Source organism: Paenimyroides ceti, assembly GCF_030409925.1.
Genome location: NZ_JAUFQU010000090.1, coordinates 1 through 22,618, shown reverse-complemented (window position 1 = coordinate 22,618; position 22,618 = coordinate 1). Strand labels below are relative to the sequence as shown.

The window sequence follows — 22,618 nt, the reverse complement described above, 5'->3', positions numbered from 1 at the left end:
GAAATCAAGCGACCCTGATTTGTTCAGACTTACTTTCAAAGAATCCTGCATCTTTACCTGCCGTGTTTTAATTGTATATCTTTTTCATAGTCTTTATTTTTGAAACGGAAAGTTACAGAATCCATTTGAGCTAATGGAGTAAAGACATGTAGAGAATCTTTTTGAGGAACTTTGAAAAAGCAAAATCAATAGGTTTATTATTGCCCAAGAGTTCCATTTCAAATTTTTATAATCACCTTCATAAGGCACCAGCCATTTATTTTTACTCGTCATTGAGGGTCTGCCGGCACTTTCTTTTTTTACTTCTTTAAACAGGGTCAGGTCAAATGTTTCCTCTGTAGGCAATGTTTGGGTTTTTCGTAAAAAGCAATTTTATCAGACTGTGGGTCAAAACTTGTAATTGTTGTTCTGGTCTTTTAAAGCAAATAAATAATAACTTCCTTCTTTGATGTTTTCAATAGAAAAAGAGGTAAGGCTATCAAGGGTATTGGTGATATAGATAGGTTTTTCTTTATAAATAGTTGAATCATTGAATTGAGTCGATCATATAAAACAACATTTACAAAATTATCCGTTTTTTTACTGTATGCATCCTTGATATTACCGCTTACTTTTAAGGAATCAATGTAATCACCTGTAGAAAAACATATTTAAAGCGGTAAAAGGATTTCCTTCGTTATTATCTACTATGCTTCGTCCAAAGTTAAAGCTGTAGGTTGTATTGCTTTTAAGGGTGTCCAGTATTTTAATGGTAATCGATTTACTTGCAAATCCCATAGGAGTTACTTCAGGTATAGTATTCATCGGAGGAGATATGATAAGGTTTTGATTCAGCTTATCGATCTTTATATACTCATCAAACACGATTTTTATATCCTTTTTATCAAAATGAACGGAATAATTTTCAGGAGAACTACTTATTATTACAGGCGCTAAAGTATCCATGGGACCTCCGGTAATCATTCCCTTTTGGCACAACCAGAAAAAAGAATCAAACTGATAAAAGCAAAAAATAGCAGAACTCTTAAAACTTCATAGAATATAATTTCGTACAAAGTAAGCGATTTTTTATTTTATCGAAAACGTTTTGGTTACAATTATCTGGCACAGGCTATTGTAAATATGCTTAATTGTACATTTTCTATTTTCAAAAGTTCATTTTGCTTTTTCAATTGTGGATCCTGTTGTAACGACATCATCAATCAGTAAAAAATGTTTGCCTGAATCTGTATTGTCAAAATTCACTGTAAACATATCCTGATGAATCTCACTACGGCTAAAAAGCGATTTTTTAGTTGTGATTTACTGTAAAAATTCTTTTTAAGTCTTTCTCCGTTATAGGGAATGTTGAATAGTTCTGAAAGTTTCTGACAAAAAAATCGAGCTGATTGTAGCCTCGCTCCTTCTGTTTTTTTGGATGTAGCGGAATGGAAACAATTTCATCAACCGTATTAAACAGTCTATGGTTAGTGGAACGCTCATAGACCATCTCTGCCAAAAAGATCCCGATTTCCTGTTGATTCTTGTATTTTAAGTGGTGAATCAACTGTTTAGCGATACTTCCGTCTTCATAGAATAATAAGGCTGAAGCGTTTTTTATTTTCAGCTTACCATTAAACCTGCGAAGGAGCTCCGGAAAAGCGTTTTCACTGATTGGAACTCTTTCTAAATGATGCAGACAATAGGTACAAATATAAATTTCCCGATGCATTAAGATCTCATTGCAACCATAGCACAATGGAGGGAATATAAGATGAAAAAACCTGGCGCATAACTGTTATATTTATATTTCTCAATTTATGGAAAAAATTTAGCAAGAGCAAAAAATCTTATTTAATAGTAGAGATAAACCTTTAGAATTTAGGCATTTTTAGTATTTTTGCACCATGGCAAAACAAGAAGATATTTTTAAGAATGTAATTTCGCATGCAAAAGAATACGGATATATATTTCCGTCAAGCGAAATTTACGATGGATTGAGCGCTGTATATGATTATGCTCAAAACGGAGTAGAATTAAAGAAAAACATCCGTGAATATTGGTGGAAGTCAATGGTTCAGATGCATGAAAATATTGTAGGGATAGATGCTTCTATTTTTATGCATCTACTACCTGGAAAGCATCAGGACATGTTGATGCCTTTAACGATCCGTTAATTGATAATAAAGATTCCAAAAAAAGATATAGAGCAGATGTGCTTATTGAAGATTACTGTGAAAAATTGTATCAGAAAGCGCAAAAAGAGATTGAAAAAGCAAGAGGGCGCTTTGGTGACTCATTTGACGAAGAACAATTTGTGGCAACTAATCCAAGAGTAATAGAATATCTGTCAAAGAAAAAAGAAATTCTGGAAAGAATGGCACACGGGCTTGATTCGGGTGATTTAGCTGATGTAAAAGCACTTATTGAAGAGTTGGGCATTTCAGATCCTGAGACCGGTTCTAAAACTGGACAGAGGTACGCAGTTCAATCTTATGTTCGGAACCAACTTGGAGCTTCAGCAGATACAGCTATGGATTTGTATCTGCGCCCGGAAACGGCACAGGGTATCTTTGTAAATTTTCTAACGTTCAGAAAACAGGGCGCATGAAAATCCCTTTCGGAATTGCTCAGACCGGAAAAGCATTCCGTAACGAAATTGTTGCACGTCAGTTTATTTTCCGTATGCGTGAATTTGAACAGATGGAAATGCAGTTTTTCGTAAAACCCGGAGAGGAAATGAAATGGTATGAGTACTGGAAAGAAACCCGTCTCAAGTGGCATTTGTCTTTAGGATTAGGAAAAGAAAATTATCGTTTTCACGATCATGAAAAATTAGCGCATTATGCCAACGCAGCAGCGGATATTGAATTCAATTTTCCGTTCGGATTTAAAGAATTGGAGGGGATTCACTCCCGTACAGATTTCGATCTAAAAGCACATGAGCAACATTCCGGAAAGAAACTACAGTTTTTTGATAACGAAACCAATAGTTCTTATGTACCATACGTGGTAGAAACATCTGTCGGGCTTGACCGTATGTTTTTTATCGGTGTTCTCGAAATCCCTGAAAGAAGAAGTTTTAGAAGACGGTTCTACGCGAACAGTTTTGCAATTGCCATCTGTATTAGCTCCGACAAAAGCTGCTATCTTGCCGTTGGTTAAAAAAGACGGACTTCCTGAATTGGCGCGTACGATTATTGATGAACTGAAATGGGACTTTAATGTGGCTTATGATGAGAAAGATGCTGTAGGGCGTCGTTATCGCCGTCAGGATGCTTTGGGTACACCGTTTGTATTACAGTAGATCACCAGACTATTGAAGATAATACGGTAACGATTCGTCACCGCGATACCATGCTTCAGGACAGGGTAGCTATTTCTGAATTGAGAAGAATTATCGAAGAAGAAGTTTCTATGAGAAAACTGGTTAATGAAAATGTAATAAAAAAGCGACTTTGAAGTCGCTTTTCTTTTGGGGTTAAACTTTATGTTTTTTAATATATTGGCTTATTTCATCCATGAATTCATCCATGGATACTTCAAGTACCAATAACGAGAGTGCTTTGTCGGTGATGCCATTGATGTCGCCGGCAAAACCCAATGCGGAGGTAAACTTTCTCAGGATCTCCTTTTGTTTAGGACCCAGCACATGATTTACATATACCATGCGTGCGAGATCATACAAGCGCTCAATGCGTTGTGTCTGCAAATAGGGAGGATTTACAGGGTAATTATTTGGATTTGCTAAAATTTTCGTATAGTCTTCTTCTGAAATGTCTAATTTTTTAGCTAATTCATTGATAAAATGCATTTCCTCCTCACTGAAATCGCCATTTTGAAAGTGCTACTCTCACAATAGATGCGAAATGACCTTTGTTTCTTTCTTTGAAACCTGAGTCATAGATGTCGTAATTAACATAATCGAGGTTTTTATTCATAAACAAAAATAGAAATAAAAACGAGGTACGCAATAAAATTAAGAAATATTTACATTTTATACCTTTTTAGAATCTTTGAATATTTAGTCCTAAAAAATTTTTATAACACAAACTTATCTTTATTTTTGTTGTGCGAATCGGCAAGAGACAAAGTGTTGTTTGGAGTCTTAGAATGCTGGATTTCAGATTTGTTATATGGAAAATCATATAGAAAGTAAGCGTGAAAAATATGATAAAGCCTATCTTAGAATTGCAAAAGAATGGGGGCAGTTATCATATTGTCATCGCAGAAAAGTAGGTGCCATTATTGTAAAAAACAAAATGATCATTTCTGACGGCTATAACGAAACGCCTTCAGGCTTTGAAAATTGTTGTGAAGATGAAGAAGGAATTACTAAATGGTATGTATTGCATGCTGAGGCAAATGCTATTTCAAAGTAGCAAAATCTACCCAAAGCTGCGAAAACGGAACATTGTATATAACAATGTCTCCTTGTAAAGACTGTAGTAAACTGATTCACCAATCAGGAATTACACGGGTAGTTTACGAACAAGGTTATAAAGACCAATCGGGAATTGATTTTCTAAAGAGGGCAGGAGTAGAAGTAATGCAGATTTCAAATTTGGAAGCATCAATAAATGAATAAACGTACTTATTTGTGGCCTGTTGTTGTGACTGGTGCACTGGCGGCAGGAGTTTTTTTAGGAGGTTTTATTGAACGTACTACTTCTCCCCGTACTTCCTATGACGATAAAGCAAGAATCAAGCTTAATAAGCTTATTGATCTGATAGAACAGGAATATGTTGATAACGTAGATACTGATTCTATCATAGATTTGACGATGAATAATCTTTTGGAACATCTTGATCCGCATTCTGTTTTATATTGCACAGAGTGAAATGGAAGAGGTACAGAAATCAATGAAAGGTTCATTTGTCGGAATTGGTATTAATTACAATCTTTTTAACGATACGCTGGCTATTATCAAAGCCATTCCGGGCGGTCCTTCCTATAAAGCCGGATTGCGGGCAGGAGACAGAATTCTGTTTGCGGATAACCATAAGATTTTTGGTAACAATCTTACGAATGACTCTCTGGTCAATATCCTCAAAGGAAAAATGGATTCCACTGTCAAGTTAAAAGTATATAGAAAAAAAGATGGTAAGTTTCTCAACGTTGATGTAAAGAGAGGAGAGATTCCACTGAAAAGTGTTGATGTTGCCATTAAGATAAACGATACACTCGGGTATATTAAAATCATCGTTTTTCAGAGACAACGTATAAGGAGTTTAAAGCAGGATTGGATAAATTACAGGCTAAGGGAATGAAATCACTTGTGCTGGATTTACGGGATAATGGTGGTGGATATATGGAGCCTGCAATTCAGATTGCCGATGAGTTTCTTCGAAAAGATGAAATGTTGTCAAGACAATAAATAAAAAAGGAAGTGTCACTCTTAATAAAGCAACCGAAAAAGGGAGCTTTGAAAAAGGAAGCCTGTTTTTGTGGGTTAATGAGAATTCAGCTTCTGCAAGTGAGATCATTGCGGGTGCAATACAGGACAATGACAGAGGTATAATAATAGGACGCAGAACGTATGGAAAAGGATTGGTTCAGAGAGAAATGTATCTCGGTGACGGATCAGCGGTAAGATTGACTACCGCAAGGTACTATACTCCATCGGACGTTCTATTCAAAACCGTACACCAGCGGTTATGAAGATTATAATAATGAACTCTCACATCGTTTCGAAAGCGGGGAGTTGTACGAAAAAGACAGTATTTACTTATCTGATTCTTTACAATTCAAAACCAAAGCAGGAAGAATCGTATATGGCGGCGGCGGTATCGTTCCGGATGTATTTGTACCGTTGAAAGTAAACATGGAGAGGACGCTATTCAGCTCTTAATGCGTACCGGGCTTGTAAGCTATTATGTATTTGAAGAAATAGATAAAGAACGAAACGTTTTAGAAGCGCTTGATGTGAATACATTGTCTCAAAGAGTTTCGACACAACCGAAATATTTTAATGATTTAAAGAAACACCTCATTGCAAACGGACTTTCTTTTAATCTGGACAGACATAAAAACAATATCATCTTCTATCTGGTAGCAGAATATATTAATCAGTTAAAAACAGACGATGACTATTATATGTGGATCTTAAAAGAAGATCCTATGTTGAAAAAAGTATTGAATAAATAATAGGCAATATTTTACAGAGTAAAATATCTTTGTTTTACACATTAATACATTACAATAAGACCACTGAAGCAGTGGTCTTATTGTTTTATTAGTATGTATGCATGAGGTTTTATAGAATGATTTCATAAAAAAGCCCGATAGATTTATCGGGCTTTCGTAAAGAATAATATGTTATTGATTATTTAAAATCTGCATCAGAAACGCCTTCGTTTACTTTTACATCTTTTGTAATCATTTCAATATCGATACCAACATTCATTGACATTTTATAAGGAATTTTGATTCCTTTTACATCTTTATAGTCAGAATAATAGATTACCTGATTCATTGTCTGACCTGTACATCCATTTCTGTTGAAGTTGCGATTTTTAAACCTGTGGCAACATCATAATAAGAAGTCGTTTTGTTCTCTTTTACAGCATAAGCGTCTGTTCCGTTGATGTTCTCAATACCTGTTAGGGTAACGCCTGCTTTACGGCAGAAGTCAATTCTCCGAATAAAACAGCTGCTTCCTGAGCTTGTTTAAGTTCTTCTCCTTCTAAAGGTATTTTTTGTCCTTGTTGTTCAACAAAACCAGTTGTAGGTGTAATAAGTTGTTTAGACATTACTTGTCCCATAACAGTTGTTACAGATAATAACTGACCTTTATTAGTTTGTTTGGTAACTGATGTTAATTCCATTCCCTGAACTGTAGCATTTGCAGTTGTGAAAAGAGTTTTTACAGTTTTCACTTTTGCTTCTCCTCCAATTGCTTTAATATAATTGTCTAAAACAGACTTTGCTGTAACACCAGCTGGAATTGGTTTGTTTACTTCGGCTTTGCAACAGGGTTACCGAATTTGTCGTAATAGTTTACTTTGTAAGGTAATTTTTCAAGACCTGGTAATACGTCACTTGCTTTACCAACAACTAAGATTCTAAGATTTTCAGCAAGGAAATATTTGTTAGCTGCATTTTTGATATCCTGTACCGTTACTGCATTGATGTTTTTAATGTAGTTTTCGTAGAAATCTGCAGGTAAATTCTGTGTTTTTGTTCTTAATGCAAATGAAGCAATAGTACCTGGTTTTTGTGTTTCCATTACGAAACTACCGATGTATTTTGCTTTTGCTAATTTTAATTCATCTTCATTCACAGGCTCTGTTCTGATTTTGTGAATCTCTTTCATGAATTCAACTACCGCACTGTCAGTTACCGCATTTCTTACCGAAGCAGAAGATCTGAATTTAGAAGTATACTTTCCTGAACCAACAGAAGAATAAGCACCATACGTCCAGCCATGAGCTTCACGCAGATTTAAGAACAAACGTCCTTCACCACCGCCACCAAGAATCTGGTTAGCCATTAATGCAGCAAAATAATCTTTGTCTGTCATTCTTAATTCTACAGCGTTTACTAAAGCGATTTCTGACTGTACTGCGTTTGGCATGTCAACGAAATCAATCTGTGTTTTTCCAACATTTTTAGTAACCGGATATTGTTGTTTTGGAGCAGATGCTTTTTTCCAGTTTCCAAATAACTTCTCAAAATGTTTTTTACTTTTTTGAAGTCAACATCACCAATAACTACTAAATATGCTTGTTCCGGAACGAAATAAGATGAATAGTTGTCTTTTACATCCTGTAATGTAACATTGTTTAGTGTTTGTTCTGTAAACGTATTCTCCGTTTGGATGATTGATGCCAAATAATAAAGCATTTTCTACTCTTGAAGCGACAGCAGAAACACTTTTCTCACTTGATTTTATCCTTCAATAGATTGTGCTTTTGCTTTGTCAAATTCTTCTTGAGAGAATAAAGGATTTAAGGCACCATCAGCCATAATTTCAAGAATACGATCAGCATATTTAGACAATCCGCTTCCTGAAGCACCGGTATTCCAGAAGTTAATATTGGCTCCTAAAAAGTCAATTTCTTCATTGAATGCTTCTTTAGAAATCTTTTTTGTTCCGTTACCAACAACAGCACTTGTTAAAGATGAAACACCTGCTTTTTTTCTTCTACATAAGGTGGTGTGTCAATAGTTAACATATAGCTTACACGAGGTAATTTATGGTCTTCTACTACCAATACTTTTAAGCCGTTCTTTAAAGTAAATTCCTGTGGTTTAGATACATGAACTGTTGGAGCCGGTCCTGGTTGTGGTTGTGATCTTTTAATCTGAGCTTCCGAGCTTAATGAAAGCATTAAAGCTGTTGCTATAATAAATATTTTTTTCATTTCTTAAATAGTCTTAGTTTGCAGCCTCTTCTTTAACAGGAACATAATCTAAAAGTAAACGGAGTTTGGTTGTAAATACTTTTTCGCTACTTCTCTGATTTCTTCTCTTGTAATAGAACGATAGATATTGATTTCTTCATTGATCAGGTTGATATCACCATTCAATAAATAGTATGTTGCTAAGTTTTCAGCCAAACTTTCTAAATCTGAGTTACTGTGTACATAGCTGTTTTCAAACTCATTTTGTAATTTTTGGTATTCTCTTTCAGAAATTAAATTGGTTTGTAAATCTTTGATTTCAGCATCAATCTCAGCCTGAATCTGATCACGTGTGAACCTTGCATTGGAATACCAAGTATTATATACATACCGTAGTCTTCTGACCCTGGCTGAATGCTGCAACCTGTAGCGCCATTTTCTTGTCATCAACAATTTTTTGTGTAAACGGGAAGATTTTCCTCCTGACAAAATAGATGAAATCATATCCAATACGCGGGCATCTCTTGTTTTGTTAGATGGGGTTCTGTATGCTGTGATGTACATTGGTAATTGGATGTTCGGATCCTGATATTCAGCAACGATTGGTTTTGTAATCGGATCTTCCGAATATTTACACGTTCCACTTTAGCACCTTTTTTGATGTTGCCAAAATATTTCTGAACAAGATCTTTCGTTTGTTTGTAGTCAATATCCCCTGCAATAACTAAAACAGCATTGTTTGGAACATAGAATTTTTCAAAAGTGATATAAGCATCTTGAAGTTTTTTACCTAAGGAATCATTCCAGTTTTTTGGAAATTGATAAGTGTCCACCGATAATATACCCACTACCTCGGCAGCCGTTCCGCAGTAAAAGGCACTATCAGCTTGAAAAAGATCTTCTCTGGTAAATTTTCTTGATGCAGTTCCAGACCTAATTGTTCGGCTAACTCCAAAACAGTGGCTCTGGTGATGCCCGGAAGGATGTTTCCTAATTGAGGCGTGAATAGTTTTCCGTCTTTTTCAAAGAACAAATTTGCACCCGGACCTTCGGCTAAAAATCCATCGCTATCCAAAAGCAAGGCTTCGTCGAATCCATTGTCTTTTGCTTCGTTGGTTGCCAAAATCGAATTGACATAATGACCGCAGACTTTCGCTTCAATGTGGATGGATTTTGGATGTGGACGGCAATAGGAGGAAACCGTTAATCGTAGTAATTTTCTCCCAAATACGCTCCCCAGTCCCAAGCGGCAATCATCACCGAAACCCTGTAGGTTTTGACAAACTCATATTTTGTCCACAATACACCAATGGTCGGATGTAAGCATTTTTAAATTGTTTTTTTCCAGTAACTCGTAAGTAGCTTGGACTAACTCTTGAACAGTGCAATCGAAAGGGATTTTTACCAATTCGCAGGATTTTTTCAAGCGTTCATAATGTTCTTCGGCTTTAAATACTTTAGTTCCATTTTTGGTTTCATAAGAACGAATACCTTCAAATGCACCGTAGCCATAATGAAGCGTTTGACTGTACAAATCGGTTGTAGATTCGTTAGCCTTTACAAATTTTCCGTCCAAAAAAAGGACTGTTTCGTTGTTTGAATACATATTTATTTTTTTTATTGAGTTGATAATTGATTTTTGGGAATAAAAAAAGCCTTTCCCGAAATGAGAAAGGCTTACAATTTGGCATAAAGCAGCATCTCTCACGGTGGCGAGCTAATAATAATGCTGATAATAATAGTGTTGTTATATGATTTCATTTTGTTCTTTTTAGTTTAATGTCAATAAAAAAAGCCTCCTGATTTCTCGGGAGGCTTTCAAATATATCTTTTAGATTATATCAAAATTATTCCTCCCCGGTATGTGAAATCACACCCGCAATAATAATAGAAGAAATAATAATTGAATTGTACATTTTTTTTCTGTTTTCAAGTGCAAATATAGCTAGTAATTTTTAAACCCACAATTTTTTTATGCTTTTTTTAATGTGAAGTTTCTATGTGCTGGATACGTTGGAAAAAATAGCACATTGTAAGGTGGGTGTTAGTTGATCTGATGTCACTTACAAAATGCGAAGTATTAACAGATTTATTTTTATTTAATTCCATATCTATTTTTATATGTCTTTATGATTCAAACGATTAATTGACACTTATGTCTTTTTAAGTGTTAATAAGACATTTCAACAAAAATCAAATGTGCCAAATTTGGGTTGGCTAAAATTTTTCCGTGCCAGTGTTTGTCTTTAAGATATTTCTGTTATGTCTTGTTAAATTGCGCTTCTATTGAACCAAATGCTGTAAGTTTGGGTCATTCTTAATGCGTTCAATTTCGTTTTTAACAACATTCAGGATGTCTGATTTTATCTGCTTGTAATTACTCTCAATTTCCTGCTTCATTTTATCCTCGCCCTGCTCATTTACAAAAGACAAGATTTGCGGTATCTTTTGATAGGCTTCGGTTTCGGTAGCTACCTTTTCATTATCTACTACTATTTCAGCGTGAAATATCTTTTGCTCGATACGTTCATCGAAGTTATCCGATACAGAACCGACAAACATACCTTGTGTCAATGTTGAGATTTTGGATGCAGGTATCAGACTATCCAATTGCGTAGAAATAGAAGTTGATTTATCATTTCGGTTAATGGTCAAACTCTGGCGTTTTTGCAATACTTTTCCGAACCGTTCCGAAAGGCTTTTTGCCGTTTCGCCAACAACCTGACCACTAAAAATATTACCTACAGTATTTTGGATAACTTTAGCTTCCTTGTCTCCGTAATCCCGTATCAATTGAGAGAAATCCTGAAAGCCCAGACAAACTGCTACTTTATTGCTACGGGCGGTTGCAATAAGGTTATCCAGCCCTCTGAAGTAGATTGTTGGCAACTCATCTATGATAACCGAACTTTTTAATTGCCCTTTTTTGTTGATGAGCTTTACAATTCTGGAATTGTACAATCCCAATGCTGCGGAGTAGATGTTTTGTCGGTCGGGATTGTTTCCTACACAAAGTATTTTTGGTTCTTTTGGATTGTTGATGTCTAAAGAAAAATCATCGCCTGTCATTACCCAGTACAATTGTGGAGAGATCATTCTTGACAACGGAATTTTAGCCGATGCTATTTGTCCTTGCAACTGGTCTTGTGCGCCACTTTGCCACGCATCCATAAAGGGCGATAGGTAGTTTTCTAAATCAGGATATGATGTCAAAATAGTAAATACGTCCGAATACTTTTTGTTCAGTAATTCAATAGCGTGAGGAAATGTACAATACTTGCCATCCTCATAGATTTTCAGATACCAAATAATAGCAGCCAAAAGAATAATTGGGCTTTCCACGAAAAAATCCCCTTGCTTTTGTATCCACGACCTGTTGAGGTTTAGCATTATGGTATATGCTGCTTCGTAAGCATCTGAAATGTCCGTCATAAAGTCGGGATTGAGTGGATTGCAACGGTGGCTCTTACGTGGGTCGTCAAAGTTAATGACGTAAAATTTGGGCTGAACTTTGTACTTATCCCGATGCTTTAGTAAATGATTGTAGGCAATGGTTGAAAGGTCATCAAACTTGAAATCGTAGATGTACATACTGAAGCCTTTCTCTATCTGTTGCTTGATGTAATTGTTTACGATTGCATACGATTTTCCGGAACCCGGAGTACCCAACACGATTGATGCCCTGAAAGGATTTACGATGTTTATCCAACCGTTGTTCCATTTTCCTTTGTAGTAAAATTTGGTGGGTAGGTTAACGGAATATTCATTTTCCATCAGCTTTGTTTCTTGCTGAAAGCTCTCGTTCTCATTATTAAAAACATCATCCATTAGGTTAGTACGGAGCAATCGGCTCATCCATACGCCTGCCATCAACAAGGCGATATACCCTAATGAGATAGTAAGGATATACAGAAATGTGCCTATTACCGGGGATAGCTTTAACAACGGTGTGTTCAGGAAGAATAGCACAAAGCCAACACCCAAAGCCACATAAATTTTAGACCAGGTTATCTTCTCATTCTTTACGCCCTTTGTTCCTAAGTAAAACCACGAAAATTATAAAAAGTATACAGCCGAAATTCATTGACTTTAAAAATAATCCTTCTTTGGATTTCACTATTGGCTTAATTTTACGCAAGGGGAATCCACAATTGGGGCAAGCGGTTGCTTGATCTGAAACATTATGGTTACACTCTTTACATGAAATCAGCATAAGGCAAGGCTTTAATTATTACTCTTTTTCTTTTTAAATAGATCCATATTGATGTTCCAATTCTTTTTCTCCTCTTCGCTCATTCCTAAAAAGTAATGATTAAATACGAAATAAGCCCCTATTAAACCAAATACAAAATAGATGATATTTTGAATAATTACAGGAATTTCCAAAAAAGCTAAAGACAATAAGCTTATCAATAAAAAAATAATAATTAAAAAAATAAAAGGTTTTACCTTCATGGTATAAAATTATATTAACTTCTTTTGAGAATACTAAATATAATAAAAAACTAGATATAGACTCCTTTTTTTAACAATTGAAAACGAAAAAAAGTTATATTTGAGTAACCTTTTCTGGTGGATCATTTTGTTTAAGTGTAATTTCTTGATCAAAGAATTCATTGAGATCAAAACTGTTTTGACGAAGAAATTTTAAATATTGTACCATTATATGTGAATCCATACGGCTATCCATATAAGCAATAGTCTTATGGTGACATCCAATGTTTTCAGAAATCAGTTTTTGAGTCAGTTTTTTCTCTTTTCTAAACTTGTTAATTTTCATATGAAAAAAATTATTTTAATCATATACGTTTTAATAATCCATTTAGTTAAAAGCTATTCGCAAACACAGGACACCATATTTTTAAAAAATGACAAAGAATTTCTTAATAGTATACAATTTAGCGAAAATACAAACTTTTATAATGAGTTATCATTAAATAATTATAAAAATAAATTTACTTATTTAAATAATATAACATTATTAAATATCGAGTATAATGATGTTACCTATTTTTATGTGAAAAAATATCTAGAGTATAAATGGATCCCCAAAATAATAGGTCTTTCTACCTACTATTTTCCAATGTTTGAATCTAAATTAATCCAATACGGTTTACCCAACGAACTAAAATATTTAGCTATTGTAGAATCGAATCTTAACCCTCGTGCCATATCGCATGCCGGAGCTAAAGGTATTTGGCAATTTATGCCAGCCACTGGTAAACAATACGGGTTATACCATAACCAATATGTTGATTTGTATTATGACCCCGTAGCTTCCACCGATGCAGCAGCCCGATATTTAAAAGAATTATACACGAAATTTGGAGACTGGAATTTAGCAATCTCCGCTTATAATTGTGGACCAGGGCGAATTGATGCTTTAATTAGAAAACACAAATCAAGGAACTATTGGAAATTAAGACCATATATGCCAAGGGAAACTCAAGCATACGTACCTACATTTATAGCTATTAATTACATTTTCAATTTCTACAAGGAACATAAAATGAAACCTATGTATTTTAAGTATTCCTTTTTTGATTTTCAGATTATAAGAAACGAAAAACCACAATCAATAAAAAAGGACGAACTATTTAAATTTGCAAATCCACACATACTAAATAACTACATTGCCAAGAATGTATATTATTACAAAATAAAAGAGCGGTAAATTCGCTCTTTTATTTTAATAATTATTTTGTGTACGTTTTCACATAGTTGAATGGATACTCAACTTCATGACCGTTTACAAAATTAAATGTGAAACTGTTTGAACCATAATTTTGATTTAATAATCCCAATTCGAAAGAAGATAGCATCTCCGTTCCTTGGAAATTGGTAGTAGATGTGTTTAAAATTGGTTTATTTTCGGTAATTGTAAAATCAAATGGTTGCGCACTTACCACCACAACCTGTACTTTATTTACAGAATATGAACTACCATCGGTTGTCTCGTAGTAAATTTTACCATTAGAGTGTTCGGGTGCTCGGTTGATTAAATTATTTACAAATACATAAGGCTGACCGTTTGATTCGATCGTATAAAAATCTTTTTTTGTATCTACTCTATGTTCCGGTAAAGAAAATATTGCGGTTGTTCGCCCATAGTTATTCGGAGTTAAGGTGATGTCATCATTCAATTGATAAACAAAATTTCCGTTTACCGTACTACCATTTACTTTTACAATTCCATCGAAATCAATATTCATAGTAACCGATTGCACATCGATACCAGGATAAAAAGTAAAATCTACTGGGATTTCATTTTTATCTGTTGAAACAAAAGAACTTTGAATTTGTATTGAAGAAATGTTATTTTCTTGTAGTACAAAATTATCATCTTCATTACATGAAGTAAGCGCGAAAGCGACTGAAATAAATAAAATTAGCTTTTTCATAAACAATTATTTTAATTTAAAGATCCGTTTAAATAGACATTGATATTATAATTTTTAGTTTTCTCGTTCCCATTACTACTAACTAGTTTAAAAGTTACTGTACCAGAACCCCATATTGTTGAAGATTGAGCAACAAAATTCGCATCTAATATGACGTAATTTGAACCTTCTTCCAATATATAATGACCTTGCCAATTTGTATCCAATGGATCGGTATTTTGATTTCCATTAGAACTTCCCCCATAATATTTAAGAAGGGTATTAGGTGTTCGAATACATTCTAAATAAAATGTTTCGTCTGGGTCATATTTTTGTAGGTTTATTTTTATGTATTTATCAGTTCTTCCACCAGTTCTAGTAAAATGATAAGGACTAGAATTCCAATTACCTACTACATAAAACTCTAATAAATCACTGGTATTTGTAGCTACAGAAGAACTAGTTCCCCACGTAAAATTTGCATCGAAAACTTTATATTTTAAATCAGCTATTAAGCCTTTAGTTAACTCAATATTTTGCTGATCAATTGCAATAACATTTATAGGCTGCACCCCATAACTATCTGGTTTATATTTAATAGTAAAAACACCAGATTCATAAGGGATAATCGTAGAATTGGTAATTGGAATTCCATTTACAGATAAAATAGCGTTTGTTTGAAATTTCACACCTGTAATGGTATTTGTACTTACTAAATTCTCCACTTTGATTAAAGTGGTTTCCCGCTGATCATAAGGGACAACATTATTAGGAAAAGGATTAAGCTGATTATCCAAAAGACTCAATTCAAAATCTAGTTCTTGATTCGAAACACCAAACGATTTTGTCTGACTTGTTTCATAACCTTGACTGTTTTTCATAGTTACAGTAAGCGTTTGAGCAGAACTATTGTTGTTAGAATTAAAAATTAATGTCAACTTACCATCGGTAAGTTCTTCATAATTTAACCAGGTATCTTTTGTAAGTAACACTCCCCCGTTATTAACTTGTGCATCCATCAAAGAGAATTTAAATTTATAATCAGGATTAGGATTTTCAATATCACCTGATATTATAGGATGTATAGATACATCTAGGGGAATATTATTGACCAGATTACTTTCCCCAGTTATAACAATATCAAAAGGGAATTTATAATCAGAATTTCCATTAATGATATTCTCTTCATCATTAGCGCAGCTTATCATTAACATACAGCATAAAAACAATTTAAAAATCTTATTCATAGCTTAAAAATTTATTGGATTATTCAAATTCTATATTCATTTTTTAAAAATTAATCTTTACTCCGACTTGTCCAAAAAGAAGTTCTTTATCAATGGTAGATTGAAATACATTTTGATATTTGAATCCACCAGTTAATGAGAAAGCGGGAAACACAACCAATTCTAATTCAACTCCGCCATACGCTCCGAAATTGTTACTATTATAAACAGGTAAAACATCTTGAATAATTCCAAAATTTTTTAATTTTTCGTTACTATACAAACCACCTAGATAAAGCTGTACATAAAACGGGTGTGGAATAACCTTTTCTAACGAATATGTTCCTGCGATTCCAATTCTTTTACTCTCGAAATTACCCTGATATCGTTCAACACCATAAAATGATACATTATAGTCTTGTTTTAAAAGATCTAAGTCAGCTCGTAAACCTAAAAACTTATTGCCAATAAGCTTCTGAACATTCAGATTGTAGTTTGTTCCCTTGTTTACAAAGCCGTAATTCAATCCTAAACTGTACTGCCCAGCATAATGCGATTGGGCGAAGGTAGAGGAATATAAAAGTCCGAAAAGGAATAAAAGTGTCTTTCTCATAATTCAATATTTTAATTGTAATTCCGGGCGTTATCTATCAATGAAGAGATAATTTTAAAATTTAATTTCGATCTCCATTTTTTTCAGTTAATTCAAAAAGCAATTGTTTATCATCACCTACAGAAAATTTATCGAACATAAAAACGATGTCATTTTCCCTTTTGGAATCACTTTACTATCTGGAGTTAGATTTACAATATTCACATCTATTGTTTGTTCACTGGTAGCTATACCCTTATCATTGGTGATATAAAACTTATATGCGTTTACATCATAATTAATATTACTGTTATTGTCGATTCGCATTAAAATGTAAATCTTGTTATGATTCACGTAAACACCTTTTAAAATGAGCTTTATATTCTTATAAGATGTGATGTTTCGGTTTTTGATATAACCCGATTCTTTTAATAGCCTTTGGCTTATGGTTTCATTATTATTTGATTTATTTGGGCTTGGCACTTGACTAACCGATGTATTTTGATTTGTCTCATCAACCTTTAAAATGAGTTCTTGCGGATCATTATCGTATTGAAGCAAAAAATTATAGGTTTTATTATCAACTGTTTTTACAAAAAGGTTTGTTTCTTGAACATTTGGCTCTAAAAACTGAATAAACAAAATATCATCTACTTGTCTAATTCCTATTTTATCGTGAATAGAAACTGAATTTTGATAAAAATCTACTTTAGCAGGAAACTGAACGGTGATAAACTTATCCGTTGATGCTTTCAATGTTCTTAGTTGTGCATTAGTATTTATTGCTAATCCCAACATCAATAGTGTAATTAATAACTTCATCATTTCTGAATTAATAATACTTTTTGATTATCTATAAATTTTACCGAACGTTCTTTTACTTTATTTGAAACCACACTTCCTACTACATTACCTGCTTTTCCTAATATTCCTCCACGCCTTGCAACATGATCAACGGCAGTATTTCTTCCTTGTTTTAAAGTTTCATCCATAGAAATAGGAATTCCCTTTAAGCCATCATTACTGTAAACCATTAAGTTAATTGGAATGATAGATCCATTTATATTCGCTGTTTCAATGACAATCTCAGCACGGTATTGATTGAATCGTACAATGCCAAAAAGAGAAGTGTTCCGTGGTATCTTAGTTCCATTAACTACGCCTTCTTCATTGGTTTGAAACCGTAAGGTTTGTCCATTTTTCACTTCTTGTGTTCCTCTTACCACTGCTTTTATGGTACTGTTACCTACCTGTTTTCCTTTTTCAAATAAATCTTTTTTTGATTGTTGAACGGTACTCACATTATTCACGTAGGTTTCAGTTGTTTGCACAGTTGTTCGCTGTTCAATTTGCTGAACCCGGTTCTCTATATATTCGTTCTTATTTGCGGAAGAATAGCCTATATTATTATTCACTGGTTCTTCAACCTGCCACATAGATGAGTTCCCGTATCTATTGTAATTAGATGGTTGAGCCGGTGTGGTATTATCTACTTTTTGATGAATAGGTTCATAATTTGAACCGACACTACTGCCCGATTTTGTCTGGTTGAAATAATCCATATTATCTTCAATATCATCTGTTTTTTTTCTTGCAAAAAACTGGGTCATTCTTTGGTTTGGATCTCCTTTAACGGTATCAAATTTCTGTAATGCTTGTAATCTATTTTCATATTGTTCTTTCTCTTCAGACAATGGGATATCTATTGAATTTACTTCTTTATTTGCAGTATCTTTTCCTGATACAAAAGAGAAACCAACCCAATAACACCTATGGAAACAATACCAAAAATGGCATAAACAATATACTTCCGTTTATCTTCTTCACTTAAGTTTCTAATATCCCAATTCATCTATTCCATTTCTTTAAGCTGTTCAACATCTTGAATTAAAACCTTATTTTCTTCTACATAATCAACTATCAAAAGCCCATAAGGGTTGTAAGGATAATTGATTGAAACATCAATCATAGATAGTTTAATTTCTATGTTATATACTTGTTTTTGTCCTGTATTGATTATCTGAATTTGTGAAAGAAAACGAAGCGTATATTTCCCATTTTCTTCCACCCATTTCATCGTTTCAGGAAGTACTTTTGCGTGTTGAATGATGTTATACTGAAGTAATTGATTGTAATATCCTGCGTTTTCTTTGTTCTTAAAGATTCGAATCACGTTGTTATCTAACAACCATGCTAATTTTTCTTTTTTGTCTTTGTAATTAAAAGCATCAATATCGTAGGCATAATTGACAAATAAATCTGCATTTGCCATTACTTGACGGATTCGATCTTTCTTTTCATCAATTAAAGTAAGTGGAAGCATTTGCCCTTTGCTATCAATGGCATACACGTGGTTCCGACTATGTAGATAGGTTTGGTAACTGAAATATGCAGATGATACTACAGAAAGCACTGTAATAATAGCCATTGCGTAAATAGCTGCATTATTTCTTTTGAGTTTGTTAAATATATTTTCTCCTACTTTCATACTAATTGAATAAATTTTCTACCAATCGTTTGGTAGCTGCAAATAATTTAATTTTCAAGAAAAATGATATGCCCAGTCCTGCTATATACATCAATAATCTTTTCGTTAAATTGGAAGGATCATCAGGGTTGATGCTTTGAATTTGTGATGTATGTGTCATTACTAAATTTGACAAATGAAATATGGCCATATACGGTATAGGCAATATTAAAATTCCTACATACTTTTTAATCCAACGGTAAAAAAAATCTTTTGTACCGTCGAGCTGAGAAAAGACAATCGCTAGTGGAAAAACGAATCTCATAATTTGAATTAGAAATACTCGCTCTATCAAATAGAATCCGTAAACCAAATTATCTAACACCCATAAAAAGCAATAAATCGCATAAAAGATTACAATAATACAATTCGCGACGAACGAATCAATAAAGACATTTAAGCAATCAAACCCAGAACAGCCATCCTGAAGCATTTGGAGTTCTAACATAGCATTGGTAAATACTTCTGTATTGAAAGGAACTGTTTTAGTTGTTATAGAATCATCGATTTGAGAGAATATATTTTCAATCATATCAATAATCCAATCGGCAGAAATAATAATCATACCAGCTCCTAAAACTTCCATAAAGCCTCCCAATCTAGGCTCTTCATGATCCATAGTCTGAAAGTACTTACCTAAGTATTTAAATCCTAATAAGGCAATTGCAAACGCTTTAAACCCTGTAATGGTATAGTTTAAAATGTTCTCACTTTCTATTGATTGTCTTATACTATTGATAAAAGAAAAATCAAATGCCTCCATCTACAGATTTTTAAGAATGTATAGCTTGGTTTTTATTTTTCTTGCGTTTGATGATATTACTTGATTTTCTTTTTCCAACATATCAATTCGTTCCTTATCGGTCATATTAAAAAATCCTGACGAAGTAATTTTATTAATCATCTTCGCTGAATTATTAATTGCAGTGAGTGAATTGGAAACAGAATTTATTGTTGCCTTAGCTGTAGAAGCATTTTTAATATTTTTTGCCAACTTCTCAACCTGTTGCGCACTTTTGATAGCTTCTTGTTGCCGATCGATCATATCAGATATGAGTTGTAACTGACCGACGTACGAATTAACTTTTTCAATTTTCTGAACGTTGGTTTTTACCAATTCATAATTATCCATTGATACTTGCAGGCTTTTCAGCCCATCAGCGATTTGTTCCCCCAACAAAATATCTGTAGCAGGTGCTTCTGTAACGGTAATCATTTGTGCATTACTACTAATTCCTACTAATAATGCAACGAGTAAAAAAATTCTTTTCATAGCTTATTTTTTACATAATTCATTAACTAATCATTTTTGCAATGGCTTTTTCCATATCGCCACACTCTTCGTAATAGTTCATTAGCTGCTGATTCTTATTACCTTCGGTTTGGTATGCCCAAAATACTTCAGGTGGTGTTTCCAATCGATAAACGCCGTGTACATTTCCACGCATGATAAACACTTCAGAATACGGTTGTTCAGCAGAAAAATTACTTTGTATAGATACTAATTCGTTGTAAGCATGCTCGGACAAATGAAAACGCCTTTGAATTTCCCGATAATCCTTAGCATTCAACACGTATAACATTTGTGTATTTTCTATAATGGAACGAGCTGTTGTATTTTCAGGTAATTGGGTTATAGATTGTAACACAATTCCAATAGCAGAATTTTGTTTTCGTACGGCTTGAAAGAAATATTCCACCTTATTCAGAACCCCTTCAAACTTTAATTGCTTAGCAAATTCATCGAAAAATATATAACCTCTTGTAGATTTATCCTTCCAAATAATGTCCTCAATGGTAATTCCGATCAACTGAAGCATAATTGTAAGTAGCAACTCATTATCTTTAATTTCGTCTAATTCAAAAACAATAATTCGTTTATCCATTAAAGACTGGATAATTGTATTTTCATCTTCCCGATAGAGAAAATCATACAATCCGTTTTTTCTGAAATCAGACAATAAGAACAAGAACTCTCGTAAATCAAAATACTCCGTATCAATCTCTAGATCAAACAACAATTTATCCTTAGATTTTTCTACAAAATCAATAAAGTCTAAAAAAGAGAAGTACGAATCCCCATCTTTCTGTTTTGATAGATAATAATGCTCAATGATTTTTTAAGAGCGGTACTCTCTTTTTGGCTAGCTACTTTATCTCTTCTATAATGCGTTTGAACGAATAGCGTTAATTCTTCTACTTTTTTGGAAGTAATTTCCCCTTGTATTAAAAAGGGGTTTATACCTAAACTTTGACCTTCTTGATAAGTGATATACGCTGTATCGGGATAAAGAGCTGAAAGCTTTTTATAAGATCCACCTAAATCTATAATTACTGTTTTACTGTTATTTTGCTCATTAAAATTTCTAAAAATATGATTTGCCAAGAAAGATTTACCATATCCCGTAGGCGCAACCACAAAGAAATTCCGGCATTCATGTACTTCTTTTCTTCGTCCCAAGTATCGATACGCACAGGAATATTTGAATTAAAGCGAGAATTAAATAAAATTCCTTCGTCATCATTCTTATAATTGGTTGTATTATTAAACAATGAAACCGCTAAATTTAAATTTGCCCTATAGGTTTGTTTATTGGAAAAATACTGCGAGAATAAAGGAAATGAGTAATTAAAAGTCGCATTCAGATAATTGGAAATAGGCAAATAGGCTTTAATATCCAATTCTCTACACTTCTGAATAATTTGATTAGAGCGTACTTTTAAATCTTCAATATTCCCTGCAATGGCTATAATATTATTATGACCACGAATGATTTGAACATGATCTCTTTCATTAATTACATCTTCAATAATTATTTTGGTTTGATCAAATCCGATTTTATTTTCGTTGGAAAACTTCTGTGATTTTTCAAGTTGTTCATTTCGTTTTTCTAAATCCCGAGTATGTTTTTTACTATCATCTATAAAAATAATTTGATTGTAAACGTGATCGAAATTGAGATCAAACCCAAATATGTCACCGTTACTTTGAAAGAATTTATAATTAGCGGTAAAAAGTCTTGCATGGATCAGCTATATAGCTCCCATGTCTATTAATGTTTCTAAAGTTCCTGCTGACAACATTCCTTATATTATGATTCTTGTAGGCACAGGAATGTTTTTTGGGAATATTTTAGGAGGTAAACTTTCTGACAGCATCTCTCCCACAAAAGCAGCTATTTTGTGTTTGTCGTCTATGGTAGTATGTCTGATTATAGTTTATTTTACAGCTCATATCAACATAATGGCTTATATCATGGCTTTTATAACCGGACTGGTAGCCTTTACGATTGGTTCTCCTTTGCAAATGATGCTGATCAGAAATGCTCAGGGAGCAGAAACCCTCGCAGCCTCTGCCGGGCAGGCAAGTTTTAACATAGGAAACACTTTGGGAGCTTATTTAGGCGGAATCCCGATTATTATAGGATACTCGTATAATACTTCTGTTTTGATGGGTGCCGGAATGGCAATGACAGGTGCTTTATTATCGTTTGTATTTCTCAAGAAATTCAATATTTCTCAAAAAATGTAGAAATATTAAATCAAATGTGTAAAAAATACCCATTCA

The 22,618-nt window shown here is 33.6% G+C and carries 26 protein-coding genes and 7 pseudogenes; 11 read left to right on the top strand and 22 right to left on the bottom strand.

The annotated features are described in order from the left end of the window. Positions 1-93 precede the first annotated feature (93 nt). From QW060_RS27065 to QW060_RS27055, 3 genes are all read right to left on the bottom strand, one after another. The gene (locus tag QW060_RS27065; RefSeq protein WP_290365604.1) at positions 94-345 is read right to left on the bottom strand and encodes a hypothetical protein; all 252 of its coding nucleotides are present in this window, start codon (positions 343-345) and stop codon (positions 94-96) included. A gap of 285 nt (positions 346-630) precedes the next feature. Further along, complete coding sequence (locus tag QW060_RS27060) at positions 631-963, bottom strand: Ig-like domain-containing protein (protein WP_290365603.1); 333 nt, start codon at positions 961-963, stop codon at positions 631-633. A 328-nt stretch (positions 964-1,291) separates the two neighbouring features. Beyond that, positions 1,292-1,738 carry a ComF family protein gene (locus QW060_RS27055; RefSeq protein ID WP_290365602.1) on the bottom strand — a complete coding sequence of 149 codons (447 nt, stop codon included), beginning with the start codon at positions 1,736-1,738 and terminating at the stop codon, positions 1,292-1,294. Positions 1,739-1,886: 148 nt separating this feature from the next. On the opposite strand from QW060_RS27055, the pseudogene QW060_RS27050 reads away from it, so the two are divergent. Further along, positions 1,887-3,424, top strand: a pseudogene (locus QW060_RS27050) (glycine--tRNA ligase). A 36-nt stretch (positions 3,425-3,460) separates the two neighbouring features. On the opposite strand, the pseudogene QW060_RS27045 reads toward QW060_RS27050, so the two are convergent. Beyond that, positions 3,461-3,920, bottom strand: a pseudogene (locus tag QW060_RS27045) (TerB family tellurite resistance protein). Between the two features lie 195 nt (positions 3,921-4,115). Here QW060_RS27045 and QW060_RS27040 point away from each other — a divergent pair. The 7 genes and pseudogenes from QW060_RS27040 to QW060_RS28335 all read left to right on the top strand — a co-directional run bounded on the left by QW060_RS27040 (position 4,116) and on the right by QW060_RS28335 (position 6,127). Then, positions 4,116-4,567 (top strand): annotated as a pseudogene (locus tag QW060_RS27040) (deoxycytidylate deaminase). Next, positions 4,560-4,820 carry a hypothetical protein gene (locus QW060_RS28360; RefSeq protein WP_317623279.1) on the top strand — a complete coding sequence of 87 codons (261 nt, stop codon included), beginning with the start codon at positions 4,560-4,562 and terminating at the stop codon, positions 4,818-4,820. Before QW060_RS27040 ends, QW060_RS28360 begins: the two are co-directional and overlap by 8 nt. Continuing rightward, a complete protein-coding gene (locus tag QW060_RS28355) occupies positions 4,786-5,250 on the top strand; it encodes a S41 family peptidase (protein ID WP_317623278.1) in 465 nt (154 codons plus the stop codon). Before QW060_RS28360 ends, QW060_RS28355 begins: the two co-directional genes overlap by 35 nt. After that, complete coding sequence (locus QW060_RS28350) at positions 5,223-5,357, top strand: S41 family peptidase (RefSeq protein WP_317623277.1); 135 nt, start codon at positions 5,223-5,225, stop codon at positions 5,355-5,357. The genes QW060_RS28355 and QW060_RS28350 overlap by 28 nt, the downstream gene beginning before the upstream one ends. Further along, complete coding sequence (locus QW060_RS28345; protein ID WP_317623280.1) at positions 5,354-5,641, top strand: S41 family peptidase; 288 nt, start codon at positions 5,354-5,356, stop codon at positions 5,639-5,641. The genes QW060_RS28350 and QW060_RS28345 overlap by 4 nt, the downstream gene beginning before the upstream one ends. 43 nt (positions 5,642-5,684) lie before the next feature. Then, on the top strand, positions 5,685-5,831 hold the full coding sequence (locus tag QW060_RS28340) for a hypothetical protein (RefSeq protein ID WP_317623276.1): 147 nt from the start codon (positions 5,685-5,687) through the stop codon (positions 5,829-5,831). Continuing rightward, positions 5,831-6,127, top strand: coding sequence for a hypothetical protein (locus QW060_RS28335; RefSeq protein WP_317623275.1), 297 nt, complete (start codon positions 5,831-5,833; stop codon positions 6,125-6,127). Before QW060_RS28340 ends, QW060_RS28335 begins: the two co-directional genes overlap by 1 nt. A gap of 178 nt (positions 6,128-6,305) precedes the next feature. On the opposite strand, the pseudogene QW060_RS27030 reads toward QW060_RS28335, so the two are convergent. The 7 genes and pseudogenes from QW060_RS27030 to QW060_RS27005 all read right to left on the bottom strand — a co-directional run bounded on the left by QW060_RS27030 (position 6,306) and on the right by QW060_RS27005 (position 13,105). Beyond that, a pseudogene (locus QW060_RS27030) lies at positions 6,306-8,346 on the bottom strand (insulinase family protein). A 48-nt stretch (positions 8,347-8,394) separates the two neighbouring features. Further along, positions 8,395-8,889 (bottom strand): M16 family metallopeptidase, encoded by a 495-nt coding sequence (locus QW060_RS28845; protein ID WP_397386152.1) that lies wholly within the window; start codon positions 8,887-8,889, stop codon positions 8,395-8,397. After that, positions 8,826-9,173 carry an insulinase family protein gene (locus tag QW060_RS28840; protein ID WP_397386151.1) on the bottom strand — a complete coding sequence of 116 codons (348 nt, stop codon included), beginning with the start codon at positions 9,171-9,173 and terminating at the stop codon, positions 8,826-8,828. The genes QW060_RS28845 and QW060_RS28840 overlap by 64 nt, the downstream gene beginning before the upstream one ends. Beyond that, positions 9,173-9,931, bottom strand: a pseudogene (locus tag QW060_RS27020) (aminotransferase class IV). The gene QW060_RS28840 and the pseudogene QW060_RS27020 overlap by 1 nt, the downstream one beginning before the upstream one ends. A gap of 677 nt (positions 9,932-10,608) precedes the next feature. Then, positions 10,609-12,366: pseudogene (mobC, locus tag QW060_RS27015) on the bottom strand (conjugal transfer protein MobC); the annotation flags it as partial. A gap of 183 nt (positions 12,367-12,549) precedes the next feature. Next, complete coding sequence (locus QW060_RS27010; RefSeq protein ID WP_290365320.1) at positions 12,550-12,780, bottom strand: hypothetical protein; 231 nt, start codon at positions 12,778-12,780, stop codon at positions 12,550-12,552. A 94-nt stretch (positions 12,781-12,874) separates the two neighbouring features. Continuing rightward, complete coding sequence (locus tag QW060_RS27005; protein WP_290365319.1) at positions 12,875-13,105, bottom strand: hypothetical protein; 231 nt, start codon at positions 13,103-13,105, stop codon at positions 12,875-12,877. A gap of 360 nt (positions 13,106-13,465) precedes the next feature. Here QW060_RS27005 and QW060_RS27000 point away from each other — a divergent pair, with 360 nt between their 5' ends. After that, positions 13,466-13,999, top strand: a complete 534-nt coding sequence (locus QW060_RS27000; RefSeq protein WP_290365325.1) for a lytic transglycosylase domain-containing protein — start codon at positions 13,466-13,468, stop codon at positions 13,997-13,999. A gap of 22 nt (positions 14,000-14,021) precedes the next feature. Here the strand turns inward: QW060_RS27000 and QW060_RS26995 are convergent, their stop codons facing one another. From QW060_RS26995 to QW060_RS26945, 11 genes and pseudogenes are all read right to left on the bottom strand, one after another. Next, complete coding sequence (locus tag QW060_RS26995; protein ID WP_290365318.1) at positions 14,022-14,726, bottom strand: hypothetical protein; 705 nt, start codon at positions 14,724-14,726, stop codon at positions 14,022-14,024. Positions 14,727-14,737: 11 nt separating this feature from the next. Beyond that, positions 14,738-15,952: a hypothetical protein gene (locus QW060_RS26990; protein WP_290365317.1), complete on the bottom strand. Its 1,215-nt coding sequence runs from the start codon at positions 15,950-15,952 to the stop codon at positions 14,738-14,740. 43 nt (positions 15,953-15,995) lie between these two features. After that, complete coding sequence (locus tag QW060_RS26985; protein WP_290365316.1) at positions 15,996-16,544, bottom strand: hypothetical protein; 549 nt, start codon at positions 16,542-16,544, stop codon at positions 15,996-15,998. Positions 16,545-16,661: 117 nt separating this feature from the next. Further along, the gene (locus QW060_RS26980) at positions 16,662-17,321 is read right to left on the bottom strand and encodes a DUF4138 domain-containing protein (protein WP_290365601.1); all 660 of its coding nucleotides are present in this window, start codon (positions 17,319-17,321) and stop codon (positions 16,662-16,664) included. A gap of 23 nt (positions 17,322-17,344) precedes the next feature. Next, positions 17,345-18,217, bottom strand: coding sequence for a conjugative transposon protein TraM (traM, locus tag QW060_RS26975; RefSeq protein WP_290365600.1), 873 nt, complete (start codon positions 18,215-18,217; stop codon positions 17,345-17,347). 17 nt (positions 18,218-18,234) lie between these two features. Next, positions 18,235-18,375, bottom strand: a complete 141-nt coding sequence (locus QW060_RS26970; RefSeq protein WP_290365599.1) for a hypothetical protein — start codon at positions 18,373-18,375, stop codon at positions 18,235-18,237. Beyond that, entirely contained in the window at positions 18,376-19,011 is a 636-nt protein-coding gene (locus tag QW060_RS26965) for a hypothetical protein (RefSeq protein ID WP_290365313.1), read from the bottom strand. Position 19,012: 1 nt separating this feature from the next. Further along, positions 19,013-19,813: a hypothetical protein gene (locus QW060_RS26960; protein WP_290365312.1), complete on the bottom strand. Its 801-nt coding sequence runs from the start codon at positions 19,811-19,813 to the stop codon at positions 19,013-19,015. Continuing rightward, positions 19,814-20,266, bottom strand: coding sequence for a hypothetical protein (locus QW060_RS26955; protein WP_290365311.1), 453 nt, complete (start codon positions 20,264-20,266; stop codon positions 19,814-19,816). Positions 20,267-20,345: 79 nt separating this feature from the next. Then, positions 20,346-21,469, bottom strand: a pseudogene (locus tag QW060_RS26950) (TraG/VirB4 family ATPase). Beyond that, positions 21,382-21,732 (bottom strand): hypothetical protein, encoded by a 351-nt coding sequence (locus QW060_RS26945; protein ID WP_290365598.1) that lies wholly within the window; start codon positions 21,730-21,732, stop codon positions 21,382-21,384. Before QW060_RS26945 ends, QW060_RS26950 begins: the two are co-directional and overlap by 88 nt. Before the next feature lie 222 nt (positions 21,733-21,954). On the opposite strand from QW060_RS26945, the gene QW060_RS26940 reads away from it, so the two are divergent. Then, complete coding sequence (locus QW060_RS26940) at positions 21,955-22,107, top strand: hypothetical protein (RefSeq protein ID WP_290365597.1); 153 nt, start codon at positions 21,955-21,957, stop codon at positions 22,105-22,107. Beyond that, positions 22,097-22,582 (top strand): MFS transporter, encoded by a 486-nt coding sequence (locus QW060_RS26935; RefSeq protein ID WP_290365596.1) that lies wholly within the window; start codon positions 22,097-22,099, stop codon positions 22,580-22,582. Before QW060_RS26940 ends, QW060_RS26935 begins: the two co-directional genes overlap by 11 nt. Positions 22,583-22,618 lie beyond the last annotated feature (36 nt).